The organism is Nonomuraea sp. NPDC052129, from assembly GCF_040680095.1.
Lineage (GTDB): Bacteria > Actinomycetota > Actinomycetes > Streptosporangiales > Streptosporangiaceae > Nonomuraea.
In genome coordinates this window covers 340161-356231 of the sequence record NZ_JBFAVX010000002.1, presented here as the reverse complement: position 1 = coordinate 356231, position 16071 = coordinate 340161, and the positions used below count along the sequence as shown (strand labels likewise).

Annotated in this window: 14 protein-coding genes; 9 read left to right on the top strand and 5 right to left on the bottom strand. The window is 68.0% G+C overall.

What is annotated here, in order from left to right; all coding sequences use genetic code 11:
- Window positions 1-94: 94 nt before the first annotated feature.
- The 5 genes from AB0L53_RS06495 (at window position 95) to AB0L53_RS06475 (ending at window position 3073) form a co-directional block, all read left to right on the top strand.
- Entirely contained in the window at window positions 95-502 is a 408-nt protein-coding gene (locus AB0L53_RS06495) for a RidA family protein (protein ID WP_357962525.1), read from the top strand.
- A gap of 69 nt (window positions 503-571) precedes the next feature.
- Entirely contained in the window at window positions 572-778 is a 207-nt protein-coding gene (locus AB0L53_RS06490; RefSeq protein ID WP_357962527.1) for a hypothetical protein, read from the top strand.
- 21 nt (window positions 779-799) lie between these two features.
- The gene (locus tag AB0L53_RS06485) at window positions 800-1090 is read left to right on the top strand and encodes a hypothetical protein (protein ID WP_363991239.1); all 291 of its coding nucleotides are present in this window, start codon (window positions 800-802) and stop codon (window positions 1088-1090) included.
- 477 nt (window positions 1091-1567) lie between these two features.
- Complete coding sequence (locus AB0L53_RS06480; protein ID WP_363991236.1) at window positions 1568-2125, top strand: DinB family protein; 558 nt, start codon at window positions 1568-1570, stop codon at window positions 2123-2125.
- Between the two features lie 558 nt (window positions 2126-2683).
- On the top strand, window positions 2684-3073 hold the full coding sequence (locus tag AB0L53_RS06475; protein ID WP_363991233.1) for a DoxX family protein: 390 nt from the start codon (window positions 2684-2686) through the stop codon (window positions 3071-3073).
- Window positions 3074-3164: 91 nt separating this feature from the next.
- Here AB0L53_RS06475 and AB0L53_RS06470 read toward each other — a convergent pair whose 3' ends face one another.
- Window positions 3165-3638: a TIGR00725 family protein gene (locus tag AB0L53_RS06470; protein WP_363991230.1), complete on the bottom strand. Its 474-nt coding sequence runs from the start codon at window positions 3636-3638 to the stop codon at window positions 3165-3167.
- 17 nt (window positions 3639-3655) lie between these two features.
- Between AB0L53_RS06470 and AB0L53_RS06465 the strand changes: the two genes are divergently transcribed.
- On the top strand, window positions 3656-3844 hold the full coding sequence (locus AB0L53_RS06465; protein ID WP_363991227.1) for a LuxR C-terminal-related transcriptional regulator: 189 nt from the start codon (window positions 3656-3658) through the stop codon (window positions 3842-3844).
- A 170-nt stretch (window positions 3845-4014) separates the two neighbouring features.
- Window positions 4015-5193 (top strand): IS701 family transposase, encoded by a 1179-nt coding sequence (locus AB0L53_RS06460; protein ID WP_363991224.1) that lies wholly within the window; start codon window positions 4015-4017, stop codon window positions 5191-5193.
- A gap of 151 nt (window positions 5194-5344) precedes the next feature.
- Here AB0L53_RS06460 and AB0L53_RS06455 read toward each other — a convergent pair whose 3' ends face one another.
- Genes AB0L53_RS06455 through AB0L53_RS06440 form a run of 4 tightly spaced genes read right to left on the bottom strand, consistent with a single transcriptional unit; the run spans window position 5345 to window position 13661 of the window.
- Window positions 5345-5560, bottom strand: coding sequence for an MFS transporter (locus AB0L53_RS06455; protein WP_363991221.1), 216 nt, complete (start codon window positions 5558-5560; stop codon window positions 5345-5347).
- Window positions 5561-5734: a hypothetical protein gene (locus AB0L53_RS06450; protein ID WP_363991218.1), complete on the bottom strand. Its 174-nt coding sequence runs from the start codon at window positions 5732-5734 to the stop codon at window positions 5561-5563.
- Between the two features lie 14 nt (window positions 5735-5748).
- The gene (locus AB0L53_RS06445) at window positions 5749-6732 is read right to left on the bottom strand and encodes a hypothetical protein (RefSeq protein ID WP_363991215.1); all 984 of its coding nucleotides are present in this window, start codon (window positions 6730-6732) and stop codon (window positions 5749-5751) included.
- The gene (locus AB0L53_RS06440) at window positions 6729-13661 is read right to left on the bottom strand and encodes a DNRLRE domain-containing protein (RefSeq protein WP_363991212.1); all 6933 of its coding nucleotides are present in this window, start codon (window positions 13659-13661) and stop codon (window positions 6729-6731) included. The genes AB0L53_RS06445 and AB0L53_RS06440 overlap by 4 nt, the downstream gene beginning before the upstream one ends.
- A 300-nt stretch (window positions 13662-13961) precedes the next feature.
- Between AB0L53_RS06440 and AB0L53_RS06435 the strand changes: the two genes are divergently transcribed.
- A complete protein-coding gene (locus AB0L53_RS06435) occupies window positions 13962-15506 on the top strand; it encodes a protein kinase (protein WP_363991209.1) in 1545 nt (514 codons plus the stop codon).
- 59 nt (window positions 15507-15565) lie between these two features.
- Entirely contained in the window at window positions 15566-16066 is a 501-nt protein-coding gene (locus tag AB0L53_RS06430) for an NUDIX domain-containing protein (protein ID WP_363991206.1), read from the top strand.
- The last annotated feature ends 5 nt before the right edge of the window (window positions 16067-16071 follow it).

Here is a 16071-nt window from a genome sequence, read left to right as displayed (position 1 = left end):
CTCTTATAGTTCTTGAGTAACCACAAGAGAGCAAGAGTGTCGTGGTCGGCGCGGACGCGAGCCCACAGGCGCTCAGAACGAGGAGACAGGCACCATGGCCATCACCTTTGTCAACCCCAGCGGATTGCCCAAGATCGATGTCTACCGGCAGGTGTCGATCGCGTCCGGGTCAAAGCTGATCTTCATCGCCGGACAGGTCGCCTGGGACGCCGAGGGTGTCACGGTCGGCGAAGGCGATCTCGCCGCACAGGTCGAGCAGAGTTACCTCAACATCGGCAAGGCCCTGGCCGAGGTCGGCGGCTCCTTCGACGACGTGGCGAAACTGACCTTCTACGTCGTCGACTGGACCCCCGACAAGATGCCCCCGCTCCTGGAAGGCATCTCCCGGGCAGCCGCGAAGCTGGGGGTCACCCCGGCCCCGCCGACCACGCTGATAGGCGTTGCGGCACTGGACGTCCCCGACCACCTGGTCGAGATCGAAGCCACCGCGATCCTCGACTGAACAGATGGCCTTCGCTCACTGAGCACCGAAGTGGCCATGATGTGATTTGTGAGCGCTACGTCACGGAATATGATCAGCGAGTTCAGGGTCGCCTACGTCGTTGCCGATGGCGTGGAGCAGCTCGTGGGGTTGGAGCGGCTGGCGAGCGTGGCGCTGGAGGAGGCGCTGCCCGTCCGTTCGTTCCCGTCCTATCACCGGGCAGCGGAACTATCCCGGCTGGTACTGGTCGGCCACGATGGAGCGCCGGGTGGGGTTCGAGTCGTGGGTCGAACGTGACCACCTGGTAGCGCTCGATCGTTGACACCCGAAGCCGTCGCGCTCACCGACCTGGGCTGGCGCCGCCACGTCGCCATGGTGGACGAGCGAGCGCTTCGCAGCTTCTATGAGCGCGTCGCTCAGCAGATGAACGAGCCCGCTTCAGCGAGTAAGGGGCCCGCCCCGCCCTCTCTCTGGGGACAACAAGACGGGCTCACCCGGTGGGTCGAGCAACTGCGACGCAAGCACCGCATCCGCCGACGACGCCACCTGGCCGAACAGCGTCACACATGGCAACCGCTACCACTGCCGGAAAATGGCCACTTCAAATGACACAGCCACCTCGCCGTCCGTGACAGATGAACTGACCAGCACGAGGTCACGCCGTGATCAATGGCCAGATTGGATGTCACCTGACAGTGACCGGTGGGTGCTCGTGAGAGGTGTGAACGATCTCGATCATGTACGATCCGGCCCTGACCAAGGGAGTCAGAGTGACGGAGGATGCGCTCCAACGGCTGCGCGTGGAGGCGTCACGGGACGACTACGCCTCGATGGCCCGCCTGGCGCGGGCGCTGTACGAGCAGGGCACCGACTCCCCTAAAGTGATCGACTTCGTCAATCCTTTGGGGGTTATGCGGCGGGGTTCGGTACGGCAGGCTGGTGGTCGCAGCCAGCGGGCTGCTGGAGGTTCGGCTTCTTCTGGGCCCCCAGCGTCATCTCCCGGTGCGGTACGCTCTCGCGGCCCACGGCCGGCGACGGCGTCCGCGAGGGTCGCAGCCAGGTCTCCGTTGTCTGTACTGTGCCGAAATGACAAGAAGCGAGCGACTCGCGGACCAGCTGGACCGGCACTGGCACAAGAATCTGCGGCCGCGGCTGGACGGTCTTGCCGATGAGGAGTACTTCTGGGAGCCGGTGCGCGGCTGCTGGAGCATCCGCCCACGTGACACGTCGGCCACACCGATGTCGGCAGGTTCAGGGGAATGGATGATGGACTCCGCGTCCCCTGCCCCGGTGCCGGCTCCGGTGACCACGATTGCCTGGCGGCTTGCGCACATCATCGTCTCCTGCCTCGGCTATCGGGTCGGATGGCACTTCGGCGGCCAGGACGTCGACTCCCAGACATTCGCCTACGCGGGGACCGCTGACGAGGCGCTAAAGCAGCTCGATGAGATGTATGGGAGATGGAACGCGGGGGCCCGCGAGCTCTCGGACGCTGACCTGGAGAATCCGCCCCCGGTGGGTCCCGAGCAGTTTCCCATGGAGGGCATCGTCCTGCACGTCAACAGGGAGCTGATCCATCACGGCGCCGAGATTTCCCTGCTGCGCGACCTCTACCGCTGGCAGGACGGAGCCGTACCGCGCTGAATATGACTTTACGGTAACCGGCGATCGAGCTTCGGAACCCGCAAAACCAACCCTGCCAGACGATCTACACCTCAGACTGCCGCCCACCACCAGCACGAGCACCCCGAACGACCCTCACGCCACCACCCTGATCAGCTACGTCAAGATGGCGCAGCTTCTCTGCTCGTGTCGCTCGATCCGGGCCAGCAGGTCCTCGAGGCCGCCCGGAAGAATCCCTCGACTTCGTCTGCGGTCTTTATGTGACCAACGCCGACCGTTGAAGCCAGTCGGAGTCTTGGGACTATCCGGCAGGAATTGCCCGATAAGCCTCCCTCTGCACGATCAGGGGTATGCCGACATGCGAGCCCGACCGGCGCCGGCGAGTGACATGGACATGGTCGTGGACCCGCGCCGACGCGGTCTGACCAGCTCGTTGACATCACCGGTGGGCGACCTTCACCACCTCATGCACCTGGCGCTCAACCGATGTGACGCCATCCCTGGCGTCGGCCGGCGGAGCCGTAACCCAAGTCACACGCCGGGCATGTCACGTTCCCGGCAGCTCATCTCGTCCGTGTAGTGCGCAACCGGCCTATCACTCGCACGGACAAGGGGACCATCGTGTTCGCCGTCTACCTCGTGATCACTCTCCTCGCCTCGGCCGTCGTCGGCCTGGCCGCCATCGCCAACCTCATCGGCCATGAATACCCCAAGAAGCAAGCGGACCAGCTTCGCGTGCCCCGTTCCTGGATGCTCCCGCTGGGCGTGATGCTGGCGGCGGGCTCACTGGGGCTGCTGGCCGGGTTCGCCGTCCCAGTGCTGGGCCTGCTCGCCGCCGCCGGCCTCGTGTTGTACTTCCTCGGCGCGTTCTTCGTTCATCTGCGGGCCCGTGACCACCACTTCGGCGCCTGGGCCGCGTTCTTCACGCTGGCGGCGGCCGCCCTGGCCGTGAACGTGGCCTACTACTGAGTTCCAGCCCAAACTGAGATCAGTTCGCCCGCGACGCCTCAGCCCGCAACCCCCTTGAACCTCAGAACCAGGCTCTACATTCAGTCGTGATCTACCGCCACAGACCTGTCAGCTCTATCGCGTGTTCAGGGCTGTCGGCGTGAAGGATGCCGGGAATCGGTTGCCCAAGGCGATCTTGAATGCGCCACCCTCCGAGCTGGACGACGGGGCTTCGTCCTCTCCTCATGGCAAGGGCCAATTCGGAAAGCGTCCCCCAGGAACCGCCGACCACAATCACGGCGTCACCCGAGTTGACGATGACGTTGTTACGAGCTTCGCCGATCCCTGTAGGAATGACGATGGTCAGGTCGGGGTTGATGTGCTCCCGGTCAGCGCGGGAGAGGATCCCCACAACCGTTCCGCCTGCGGCGTTCGCACCTGCGGCGACCGCCGCCATGACACCTGTATATCCGCCGCATATCACCACCGCTCCGCGTTCGGCCAGCATGCGGCCCAGCTCGCGGGCATTGCGACGGTCATCTTCGGTACAGTCACGTGGCCCGCATACCGATACCTGAATAGCCATTAAGGGCCTCCTACGCCGTGACCTCACTCAGGGAGCGCTGGCTCGAGCTCATCGCGACTGGCCTCTCCAACCGAGCGATCGCCGAGTCGCTGTCGCTGTCGCCGAAGACGGCGCGCAACAACGTGTCCGACGTCTTCACCAAGTTGCAGGTCGCCGACCGCGCCCAAGCCATTATCCAGGCCCGCGAAGCCGACCTCGGCCAGTGACCAGCCAGGCACGGCATCCCTGTCGCCCATGCTGCGACTTACCAGGAGCAATAGGTCAGCGTTATCAGCACCCCTGTATTACATTCAGAGATCTTGAGGTTCGGGCCCGTTACGAGATGTAGTGGGTCCATCGTCGATGGGTGACCTGTACTCTCACTTACGATCTGGTCGTGTCCTGGGATACGGAACTGACCACGCTGACCGAGCGGATCGCCGGGCCGTTGTTCAACCGGCCCGAGCCGCGCTCCACCTTCCCCGACCTGGTTCGCAGCCTGCTGGCTGACGTGCCACGGAAGAACTCCTGGCAGCTGGCCGACCACATCGGGCACGTCAAAGCCTACCGATTCGAGCATCTGCTATACGGCGCCAAATGGGACGCCGACGTCCTGCGCGACCAGGTGCGCTCCTACGTGCCGGAGCATCTGGGCCGCCCGGACGGAGTACTGATCGCCGACGACACCAGCGCGATCAAGCAGGGCAACAAGTCGGCCGGCGTGGCCCGCCAATATTGCGGGCTGACGGGCCAGGTCGAAAACTGCCAGATCATGCCCATGCTCACTTACGCCTCCAGCGCCGGGCACGCCTTCGTCAACCGGCGCCTGTATCTGCCCGAGAGCTGGGCCAACGACCCGCAGCGGCGCAAGGAGGCGGGCATCCCCGCCCAACTGCTCTTCGCCACCAAGCCGGCCCTGTTCATCGACATGCTCAGCGAGGAGATCACCGCGGGGACTCCGTTCCGATACCTGTGCGGCGACTCCGGCTACGGCCGCGACCCCGACCTGCGCGCCTTCTGCCATACCCAGCACATCGGCTACGTCCTGGCAGTCCCGGTCGATCTGCCGCTGATTGCCGTACGTGGCGGCGGCGAGCCGGTCGGCCACCTACTGGATCGGCTCCTGGCCCACGCCAACTCCTCGGTATGGGAGCGCCGCTCGTGCGGATCCGGCACCAAGGGCATCCGCCTGTATGACTGGGCCACCGTCGCTGTCCACCTGGCCGAGCAGACCCCCGCTCCCGGCTACGCCCACACGGTATTGATCCGCCGCTCGGTGACCGACCCAGCCGACATCGAGTTCTTCCTCGCCCACGCCCCCACCGGCACCCCGACCACCGAACTGATCAAACTGGCCGGACTCCGCTGGAAGATCGAGGAGAACAACGCCCAAAGCAAAGACCTGCTCGGTCTGACGCAATACCAGGTCCGCAAGTGGACGCCCTGGCACCGGCACGTCACCACCGTCATGCTCGCCCTGGCCTTCCTCGCCGTCACTCAAGCCGCCTTACCCCCAGACCACGACGAACCCGATGACCAGGGAAAAGACACGACAACAAACGCCAACCCGCCGTGAGGAGCACCCCAACCCGCCTGCTGCGGCCCTCACTCGCCGAGATCCGCCGCGTCCTGACCCGCCTGTTCATTCCAGCCGCCAACGCCATCGCGCACGTCCTGGCCTGGTCAGCCTTCCGCCGCCTCCACCAAACCCGTGCCCTGGTCAGCCACTACCGCCGACGCGGCGACCCGAGACCCAAAGATCTCTGAATGTAATACCGGGCGGCCAGCAGCGCCTCGATGCTCGGCGAGAACCCGGCGAGCAGGCTGGCGACGGTGAAGACGACGAAACCGAGCAGGTAGGTGCCCTGGCGGCCGAACAGATCGGCCACCCTGCCGAACACGACGAGGCCGACGGGGCTGACGAGCATGTAGATCAGCAGCACTCAGCTGGCGACGAACGCTTCGGCGTGGAAGTGCTCGACGACGGTCGGCAGCGCGACGTTCAGCGAGCTCGAGTTGAGGCCGGTCAGGAGCATCCCGAGCCCGGTGACGGACACGGCCCGCCAGGCGTAACGTAACCGGACTGTCTCGTCCGCCTCGCACGCCGTGATCGCCATTCTCAGAATGGTATTCAAGAATCCCGTTCTGGAATCGTCCGGTGGAGCCACTCCGGCCCCAGCGCACGGCGCGCATAGGTGAGAGAGTGCAGGCCGTCATCGGGGTTCAGCAGCGCGTGCCGTACGGCGAGCGAGGCCACCCACCGCTGCCAGAGCTCGTCGCCCTCTCTGGGGAACCCGCCGTTGCTGTCCATCCAGTCACGCAGGAGCGGCGCGTGCATGAGCAGCAGCCCATCCCTGACCTCCGCACCGAGCGGGCCATCCGCGCGCAACGCCTCCTCGACCGGCTCGTCCCAGAGCTGGAACCGTGCGGCCAGCTCGCCCGCCACCGCGATCAGGACCGCCCGCCTGCCTGCCGCGTCAAGTGCGCGGAGCCGCCGCTCCAGCTCGGGTTCGACGTGCTCCAGGCCCAGGGGCTCCAGCGGACCTGCCGACGTGGGGGTGTCGATCAGCACGGCGGTCCGCGCACCTGTGAGCCACTCCCGGTCCAGCCGGGCGCCAGTGAGCTCCTCCACCAGCGCCATCGCCGCCGCCTTGCGCGCCCATCCGGACGCCGCCCGCACCCGCTCCACACCCGGCCCCAACGCCCCCGAGTAGGCGCCGGAATCCGTCAGATCGACGGTCTCGTAGCCGGAGCGCCCGGGCACGGCATGGATGATCCGCTCGCCGCCACCGGCGTGCCAGCCGAGATTCCACACGTAGGCGTCCTCGCTCAGCCAGCCGAGCACCTCGGGCCGGTCCTCGTAGCCCCCGCCCCACCGCTCGAACAGCATCACGCCGTCGCCGACGGTGTCCACGAACAGGACATGGAACCCGTCGAGCTCGGTGTCCTGCACGTCGAGCTCGCGGATCTCCGGCCGGCCGCCGCCGGTGAGCCTGGCGGCGACCTGGGCAGGGCCGATCGCCCCCGCGACCGGCCTGACGACTGTCCACGACAGGCCGGAGCCGAGCCACTGCTCGGTCTCCAGCAGGTCGCGGTAGTGCGTTTCGCGCGTCAATCGTGGTCCTTGTCGATCGCGTACGGCGAGACGGGATTCTTGGGCGGCTCGCAGAGCGTGTCGATGGGGAACGCCTTGGGCCGTCCGTCCTTGCCATCGAGCAACTGCTTGAACCGTACGGCGAACGCGTCACGGTACAGTACTCGATCTTGCTGGTAGAACCGGTTCTGCACCGTGCCGGCGTTCCTGTTCGACGCGGCAGGAACGGGACAGACCGAGAATTCCCTGTTCTTGTCGGAATCCACCGTCCTGTTGGTGGTGGCGAACGGGTACTCGTCGCACTCCCTGCCGTTGTTCTTGTAGCCGAGCCACAGGCTGTCACACCGGGTCTGCGCCCTGCCGCGGTTCTGACCGCCGTCCGGGTCGTCCGGTCTACGTGTCAGCCTGTGCTCCGGAGAAGGCAGCCGATCGTTGCCGTAGTCGTAGCACCCGCGGATCAACTTGCCGGTCTTCCGCGGGTAGGTGGTCGGGCTCGCGTAGCAGGCATTCCAGTAGTGCATGTACGTCTGGTCGTAGGGAGTGGCGAGATTGCCCATCCCCAACTGCAGCGACGGCACCGCGGGGAAGACGCAGCCCCCGCCCCCGGAGAGGTACGCGGCGGAGTCGCAACGGACCAGGACCGGCTTGGACAGGCCCCACGGGTAGGGGGCTCCCAGGATGTCGAAACCCTCCGCGTGGGCGTAGGTGTTGAAGCCGCAGTGGGATACCGCCTCGGCGTTCTCCACCTTGATCGCTTTACCGTTGGCGTCCAGTTCCCCGGTGATGCGCTCGGCCGGCTTGGCGGCCGGGTCCGACCAGAACCTGAACGTGGCCTGCGGTGTCCAGACGTCGGTCTTGAAGGGATTCTGCGTCTCCCACTGGTCGACGGTCTTCTGCACAAAGTTCCGGTTCTGGGCGCCTCCCCACTGGGTGACGTCCAGGCAGTCCCGTGAATTGCGCGGGGGAAGCATGCCGATGGTCACCACCTCGTCGGCGATGGAAGGCCCGAGGCGCTTACCTGTCAGGACGTAGGCGTCGAAGACCACGAGCCGGTTGGTCTGCGACGGGCTGTCGAGCCCGTCGGGCTTGGTGCCGTAGGTTCTGGCCACCACCATGAGCCCGGCGGTGAACATCGGATTGAGATACTGCTTGACGCGCGGTTCGTACTCGTAGCGGTCATTCCACTTCGCTTCGAGAGCGAAGATCCGGCACAGGCTGAAGCCGTTCTTGGCCCAGCCGTTGGACCAGCGCGGCTTGCCGTTCTCCGGGTAGAAGTACTTCGTCGCACACTCCTTGGCGCCCAGCCGGTCGTAGGTCCGCCCGGGCAGGGCGGCCGCGGACGCGATCTTCGCCGCCGCGGGGGCTGCGACGCCGCCGAAGAGGGCCGCGATGCTCTCCGGCGCGGCGGCCACGCTGTAGGTGCGGAGTTCGTCGATCGCGCCGGGCATGCTGGTCCCCATGGTCAACGGACCGGCGGCATTCCAGCTCGGGAAGGAGATCGCAGCCGTCTTGATCGGGCTGCCGTTGAGGTACAGCGTCGCCGTCTTCGAGGAGGCTTCGTAGGTTCCCGCGAGATGGAACCACTCGTTCAGCGGTGGCTGTATCCCGGAGACGGCGCCCTCGGTAGTGGCGTCGGCCGTATCGGCGCTGGTCAGGGTGAAGACGAGACCGTGCTCCTGGTCGTAGCCGAGGCGGAAGGGAGCCTGGTGGGCGCCGCGCTGCTCGGCCACGCTGTAGGAACCGTTCCTGGCGGTCCAGCGCACCCACGCGGCCACGGTGAAGCTGTGGTCTGTCGCCAGGACCGGCTCACTCGTCTGTGCCAGCGCCTCCTCACCCGGCTGGACGAGGTGGATGACGATCACCTGCCAGGGCGACCAACCCGCGGTCGATTCCCCGGCGACGGCACGCGCGCGCCAGCGCAGGACCCAGCCGTCTGACAGTAGGTTCGCTGGCACCGTGACCTGACCACGGCTCCCGGACGCGGCCCCGTCCACGCTGCCGGACCAAATCCGTCCGCTCCCCTGACCTGCCGGGGCGGACGGGTCGTGCTCGAGCTCGACCTCGGCGCGGACAGGGGCGCCGTCGGGGTTGACGACCGTGGCGCCCAGCGTGGGGGTCGTGGAGGTGACCACCCGCTTGGCGTTGACGACCTGGTTCGGAGTCGCCTCCAGCGCGCTCACGTCAGGCTTGGGGACGTTGATCGTCAGCTTCTGCCAGCTCGACCAGGCCGAGGTCGCGGTGGACGACAGGGCTCGGGCACGCCAGCGTACGACCCAGCCGTCGGAGAGTTCGCCCGCCGGCATCGCCGCCGTGGCCTGCGTTCCCGCCTGGACGTCGGCGACCGTTGCCGTCCAGATCTGCCCGGTCCCCTGCCCTTCGGGCGCGGAAGGATCGTGCTCGACCTCGAACTCGGCGGAAAGGAGGTCACCGCGTGGATCTGCCGCCGTCACCAGGAGTTGGGGAGTCAACGACGGGGTGACCGTCTGCCCGCCGACCTCGGCGGACGGCACCACCCTGAACTCTCCCACGGTGGGTGCCGAGGCCGGGCGGCGGACGGTGAGCTGCTGCCAGTCCGACCAGGCCGAGGAGGCGCTCGCCGAGACGGCGCGGGCGCGCCAGCGCGTCATCCAGCCGTCCGAGAGCTTTCCGCCTGGCACGGCGACGGTGGCCTGGGTTCCTGGCCGGACGTTGTCGACACCGCTCGCCCAGATCTGCCCGGATCCCTGCTCCCCGGGCGCGGATGGATCGTGCTCCAGCTCGAACTCCGCGCGGACCGGCTCGCCCCTGGGATCGAACGCGGTGGCGCGCAACTGGGGCGTGACCGTCGGGGTGATCGTCTTTCCGTCCACCGAACTCGACGGGGTCACCTGCAGCTCCTCCACCGCCGGCGCCGAGTCGGGAAGGTCCACGATCAGCGACTGCCAGTCCGTCCACGCGGAGGTCAGCGGCGCCGTACCTGATTCGGTGATCGAACGGACCCGCCAGCGGACGTGCCAGCCGTCGGTCAGCTTGCCCGGCTCCACGTTCACGCCGGCTCGCGCGCCCGCCTGGACACCGCCGACGGCCCCCGACCAGATCAGCCCGCTTCCCTGGCCTTGCGGCGCGTCCGGGTCGTGCTCGATCTCGTACTCGGCGCGAAGGGTCCCGCCTGGCCCGTAGGTGAGCACGGCCTCAAGCGCAGGAGTCAGCGACGTCGTGGTCAGCTTGCCGTCGATCACCGACGACGGCGTCACCTGCGGGAAGGTGACTCCTGGCTTGGGGATGGTCACTGCGAGACGCTGCCAGGCGGTCCACGTGGATGACGCGCCACCGTCGAGCGAGCGCACCCGCCAGCGAGTCACCCAGCCGTCGTGCAGCTTGTCAGCGGGCACCTGGACGGCCGCGGTGGCGCCCGATACCACCTGGTCGAGCGCGGTGGCCCAGATCTGACCCGATCCTTGGCCCTCCGGCGCCGAGGGGTCGTGCTCGAGCTCGAACTCCACCCGGGAGGTGTGCTCCTGCGGGGTGGTCACGGTCACCCGCAGCTCGGGCGACACGGTGGAGGTGACGGCCGTGCCGTTGTCGACTTGCGAGGGCACCACCTGCGGCGAACCGAGCGCCGGATCGGTGTCGGGGTTGAAGACGTTGATCTGGAATCGCTGCCATGACGACCAGCTCGCGGTGGATCCCCGCGTGGTCGCCTTGGCACGGAACTCGTAGTCGTGCTGATCGGACAGTACGCCGGTGGGGATCTTCACCGTCGCGGTGGTTCCCGAGGCAACCCCGGCGGAGGAAGCCGTCCAGAGGACCGTGTCGGTCATGTAGTCGGCGACCTCGAAGTCGACCGTGACCGCGCCGCCCAGCGGATCGGTGACTCTGACGAGCAGGGACGGGGTCAGCGACGGTGTCACCGTGTTGGCGTCGATGGTCTCGGCCGGTGTCACCTGGAACTCGCCGACCGTCGCTTCGGGCACGTCCACCGTGAAGAACTGGTAGCCGGTCCAGGAAGGGGTCGAGCCTGGCGTGCTCGCCTTGACGCGCCATTCGTACTTGACGCCGTCGGCCAGCTTGTTCGGGGGAACCGACGCCGAGGCCTCAGCACCGGAGGGCGCGGAAGGCACCGAGGTCGACCACTGCAAGGTGTCGGTGGCGTAGTCGCGTACCTCGAAGTCCACGGTGGCGGCGCGCCCCAGGGGATCGGTCACCCGGACCTTCAGCGCGGGGGTCTGCGACGGCGTCACGATCTCGGCGCCCACCAGCGACGACGGTGTGACCTGGAACTGGTCCACCACGGCCTCGGGCACGTCCACAGTGAAGAACTGGTAGCCCGACCAGGCCGAGGTCACGCCGCCGGCCGTGGCGCGGACCTGCCACTCGTAGCGCGTGCCGTCCAGCAGCTTCGCCGCGGGCACGGTGATCGACGCCTGCGTGCCGGAGGGCACGGCGGTCACGGAGCCCGACCACACCATGCTGTCGTCCGCGTACTTCAGCACCCGGAACTCGGCGGTGAGCGTGCCGCCCGTGGGATTGGTCGCTCGCGCCAGCATCGTCGGCGTCAGCGACGTCGTGGTGATGGCTCCCCCGACCAGTTGCGAGGGGGTGAGCTGGAACTGGTCCACGGACGGGGTGGCGTCGACCGAGAAGAACTGGTAACCGGTCCAGGCCGGGGTCGAGCCAGGCGTGGTGGCCTTCACCTGCCACTCGTACTTCACGCCGTTGACCAACTTGCCCGCCGGAACGGTGACTGACGCCAGCGAGCCCGAGGCCACATTGGCCACCGAACCAGACCACACGGACACGTCGTCGGTGTAACGCTTCACCTCGAACGCGACCCCGACGGGACCGCCCAGCGGATCTGTCACCCTCGCCTTCAGCGTGGGTGTCAGCGTCGGCGTCACGGTGTCCGTGCCGACCTGCGAGGACGGTGTGACCTGGAACTGGTCCACCACCGCCTCGGGCACGTCCGCGGTGAAGAACTGGTAGCCCGACCAGGCCGAGGTCACGCCGCCAGCCGTGGCGCGGACCTGCCACTCGTAGCGCGTGCCGTCCAGCAGCTTCGCAGCGGGCACCGCGATCGAGGCCTGGGTCCCCGACGGCACGCTCGCCAGCGAGCCGGACCAGACGGGCGCATCGTCGACGTAGCGCATGATCTGGAAGTCGACCTTGGACGCCGCTCGGCCCGGATCGGTGACCAAGGCACGCAGGCTAGGCGTCAGGGAAGGGGTGACGATCGTGCCGTTGACCTTCTGTGATGGCTGAACGTCGAATCCGCTGAGCACCGGCCCGGCGGCCGCCCGGGAGTTCCCGATCCACGGGCTCAGCTGCCGGGTCAGGCCGGGGGGCGTCGACTGGTTCGTCAGCGCGGACCCGGTCCTGCCGGGTGTCCAGGCCGCGGTGGTGTTGAGGGTGGCGGTGCGCAGATTGCCGGAGGAGTCGGCCGCCCTGTCACCGGATCCCTCGTCGAAGGTCCAGTGGCCGGTGAGCCCGTGCTCGGGCTCGGGTAAACCGGGAACCGGTTCGTCCAGTTCCTCCGTTGGAACCAGGGCCTCGTCGGCGTCGGCGTCGTTCCTGATGTCGACGATCTCGTCGTCGGACAGCTGCGGCATGCCGATGAGCGACTTGGCCACCCGGCTCTGGGCGGCCAGCGCGTCCAGGTCGGCGAGCGTGGTGGGGACCTGCTCGCCCTCTTCCAGGAGGGTGATGTGGTTCGGGTTCTTCGGCGGGGCCGGCACGTAGCCGATGACCAGTTTGGGACCGTGCGCGCCGCCGCCGGAGACGTACTCCTTCGAGCGGTACGCCCGCCAGTTGAGGTAGTCGGATTCGTTGCCCGAGGTGAGCTGGAACCCGTAGTTGGCCTGACCGTCGGCCCACGCCTGGGTGATCGCGTTGACGCTGTGGTACAGGTCCCATTCGTAGTCCATGTAGCCGCGGTCGCACCCGGGCAGATAGGCGCCGTACTCGGTGTTGGCGCCGTCGCCCGTCACGGTCGGCTGGTTGCTCCACGTCAGTGTGGACACGTCCCAGCGTTGCGTGACCCTGCGGGCCGTGATGCCGGAGCCGACGCTGACGCCGCAGTCGTTGGAGGCGATGTTCCAGAGGACGAGGTCGGCGTTGGTCACCCGGCCGCCGCGCAGCGGCGAGTCCTCGGGAATCTCCTCGAAACGAATATAGGTGCGCCAGCGCACCGTGCCCTCGTTGGTCTTTCCGGCCTGCAAATGGTAGGCGCCGCTGTTGGCATAGCCGTTCTGATAGGAGGAGTTGTTGATGAACGTGTCATTTCCAACGGGCAGTTCCGTCCAATCGGAGTCTGCTACCACGAGGGAAAGCGGATAGGAAACTCGCGAATTGCCGAAGAAGCCGGCGTCGGGCTTGTAGACGATGGCGGCCTTGCCTACTGTCATGGCCACCTTGCCCAGATGGCCTTCCTCACCGACGCTGAGATCCGCGCTCGCGTCCGTCAGCATCGGCGGCGGAAGCTCGGTCGTCGTGTGCGCCGCTCCGTCGCGGACGACCAGCTTCCCCGCCGAGCTCTTCCCCAGGGAGAAGCCGTCGGGAAGCTGGACGGGGACCGAGAATGCCAGCGGGCCGCTCGGCCGCCGCCTGATGACGACTTCCTCCCGGAATCCCGTCGGCGTGGCCACAACCACGAGGTCGACGCCGGGACCGTAGGCGTCTGCGTATTCGGCCCGGTTTCCTGAAAGCTTCGGAACCGCCAGCGACCGCGGCGCCGAGACCTTGATCGTCGATCCGTCGCGTCCGCTGCCTGCGGTGAGGAGCTCGGTGTCGCCGCCCGGCGAGAGGGTGAGACCGGCCCTGGTGGAGCGCGGCCTGATGACGCCGTTGTCAGCCACCAGCGTGGTATCGACGGGATGCCAGGAGCCGCCCTGCTTGAAGCAGTTTTCACCCGTCGTCGACAGCCGACCGGGCGAAGCGTTCTTGGAAGGCGGTCCGTGCGTAGCGAGGTCCTTCACGGGGCGGGCGTCAGCCCGCCTGGGAGGACGTCCGGAGCGTAGCGGAGGGCCGTTGTGGGCGGGTGGGCATCAGACGGCCAACCACCGAATCGGGTGACGGGCGGGGAGGAAGAACGCCCGGAGCGAAGCGGAGGCCCTTTTGAGGGAGAGCACCGATCGGCGCGACTCCGCAGTAAGTGCCCACGCGGCAGCACAGACCCCTAATATCACTTCTGTCCGCATAGGACCGATAGCGGAGGAAGCAGTGGGTGGCTCCGGGGCCGAGAACACGTCAGGACGTGCGCGAAGCGCGGCGGTCCGGTGACGCTGCTCGCGGGCCGCTACCGGCTGCTGTCACAACTCGGCCAGGGCGGCATGGGCACCGTCTGGCGGGCGATGGACGAGCTGCTGCGGCAGGAAGTGGCCGTCAAGGAGGTCCGGCTACCTCCGGATCTCAACGAGGCGGCACGTACTGAGCTGGCCGAACGTACGTTACGTGAGGCGCGGGCCGCGGCGCGGCTGCGTTCCCACCCGTCGATCGTCACCGTGCACGACGTCGTCCTCGACGGCGACCGGCCGTGGATCGTCATGGAGCTGGTCCGCGGACGCTCCCTCGACCAGGCCGTACGCACCAACGGCCCGCTGCCCCCGCGCCAGGTGGCCTGGATCGGCCTCCAGATGCTCGACGCGCTGGGCGCCGCGCACGCGTCGGGCGTACTGCACCGGGACGTCAAGCCGGCCAACGTCATGCTCACCGACGACGGACGGGTGCTGCTGACCGACTTCGGGATCGCGACCGTCGCCGGGGACGCCGCGCTCACCCAGACCGGCCTGCTCACCGGCTCGCCCGGCTACATCGCCCCCGAGCGCCTGCGCGGCGAGACCGACGGCCCGCTCGCCGACCTGTGGTCGCTCGGCGCCACGCTGTTCACGGCGGTGGAGGGCGGGCCGCCGTTCGCCCGCGCCAACCAGGCCGCCGTCATGGCGGCCGTGCTCATGCAGCCGCCCGCCCCGGCCCGGCTGGCCGGGCCGCTCGCCCCCGTACTGGCCGCGATCCTGGAGAAGGATCCGGTACGCCGCTGCGCCCCCGGCCAGGCGGCCGACTGGCTGAACGCCGTCGCCCAAGGCACCGTGCCGACTCCGTCGGAGGCGGGCCCGGCGCCCGTCACACCCTCGTTCAGGACGGCCGGCACCGACCCGGCCCTGCACCGCGAGCGGACCCAGGCCGGCGTTGTGCCCAGGCGCAGCCGCGTGCCCCTCATCCTCCTGGGCGCCGGTCTGGCGGTCGTGCTGGCCCTGGCCACAGGGGTGGTGGTCTTGGTGCAGGTTCTGCCGAACTTCACCGCCACCTTCAGCGAAACGATCGGCGACACCTCCACCCCGGCCCCGACGTCCCGCTCGACGGGGGCCGCCCGGGCGCTGTTCGGGCGCGACTTCGAGGCGTGTGGCCTGCTGACGAACGCCCAGGCGCGTTCACTACTCGGCGGCGCGGTGAAACGCCAGTACCAGACAGCCACCGCCTGCATGTGGACCCGGCCCGACAACGGCGCGTTCGTGAGCGTCACGGCGAACCGCCTGGCGGATGCCTCGGCCGCGCACACCGCCCAGGAGTACACGGTCAAGACGATGAAGGAGGAACCGAAGCGCAACCCGGGGACCAAGGTCCGCAAGGGCCCGGACGTCGGCGACGAGGCGTACAGCTACACCCGGGGCGAATCCATCGTGGACACGATCTACCGGACCCAGATCTCGTTCCGCCTGTCGAACGTCTGGGTGATCGTCTACCACACGGGCCGGCAGCCGGGCTTCACCACCGCCGACCGCACGGCCAAACTCGTGACCAAGGCCCTCGACCGGCATCGCTAGTCCCGATGGGATACCCCCTCAAGGACCCCAGCCACGACGGACCGTCATAGTCTCACCCCATGGCGATCAGGAACTCGCACTGCTCCTTCTGCGGCCAGGCGTTCGCATCCGACCAGGCGTGGCCGCGCACCTGCGCCGGCTGTGGCAACACCGCCTACCTCAACCCGCTACCCGTCGCGGTGCTGCTGCTGCCCGTGGACGACGGCCTGCTGGTGGTCCGGCGCGGCATCGAGCCGCGCCGGGGGGAGCTCGCCCTGCCCGGCGGGTTCATCGACGTCGGCGAGAGCTGGCAGCAGGCCGCCGCCAGGGAGCTGTACGAGGAAACGGCCGTCGTCGTCGACGCGGACCGCGTGCGGCTGTTCGACGCGCACAGCGCTCCTGACGGCACCCTGCTGGTCTTCGGTCTGGCACCACGGACCATCTCGGCCGCCCTGCCGCCGGTCGTGCCGACGGCCGAGACCATGGAGTGGCTGCTCATAGACGGGCCGCGGGAGCTGGCGTTCCCGCTGCACACCGGGGTCGTCTCCGCGTACTGGGAACGGCGCTCAGCCCTTCACTGAGCGAC

Bases quoted from the DNA above. Each gene is read 5' to 3' on its own strand.
- AB0L53_RS06430 (WP_363991206.1), top strand. From the start codon at position 15,566: ATGGCGATCAGGAACTCGCACTGCTCCTTCTGCGGCCAGGCGTTCGCA.
- AB0L53_RS06470 (WP_363991230.1), bottom strand. From the start codon at position 3,638: ATGGCTATTCAGGTATCGGTATGCGGGCCACGTGACTGTACCGAAGAT.
- AB0L53_RS06450 (WP_363991218.1), bottom strand. From the start codon at position 5,734: ATGGCGATCACGGCGTGCGAGGCGGACGAGACAGTCCGGTTACGTTAC.
- AB0L53_RS06480 (WP_363991236.1), top strand. From the start codon at position 1,568: ATGACAAGAAGCGAGCGACTCGCGGACCAGCTGGACCGGCACTGGCAC.
- AB0L53_RS06490 (WP_357962527.1), top strand. From the start codon at position 572: ATGATCAGCGAGTTCAGGGTCGCCTACGTCGTTGCCGATGGCGTGGAG.
- AB0L53_RS06495 (WP_357962525.1), top strand. From the start codon at position 95: ATGGCCATCACCTTTGTCAACCCCAGCGGATTGCCCAAGATCGATGTC.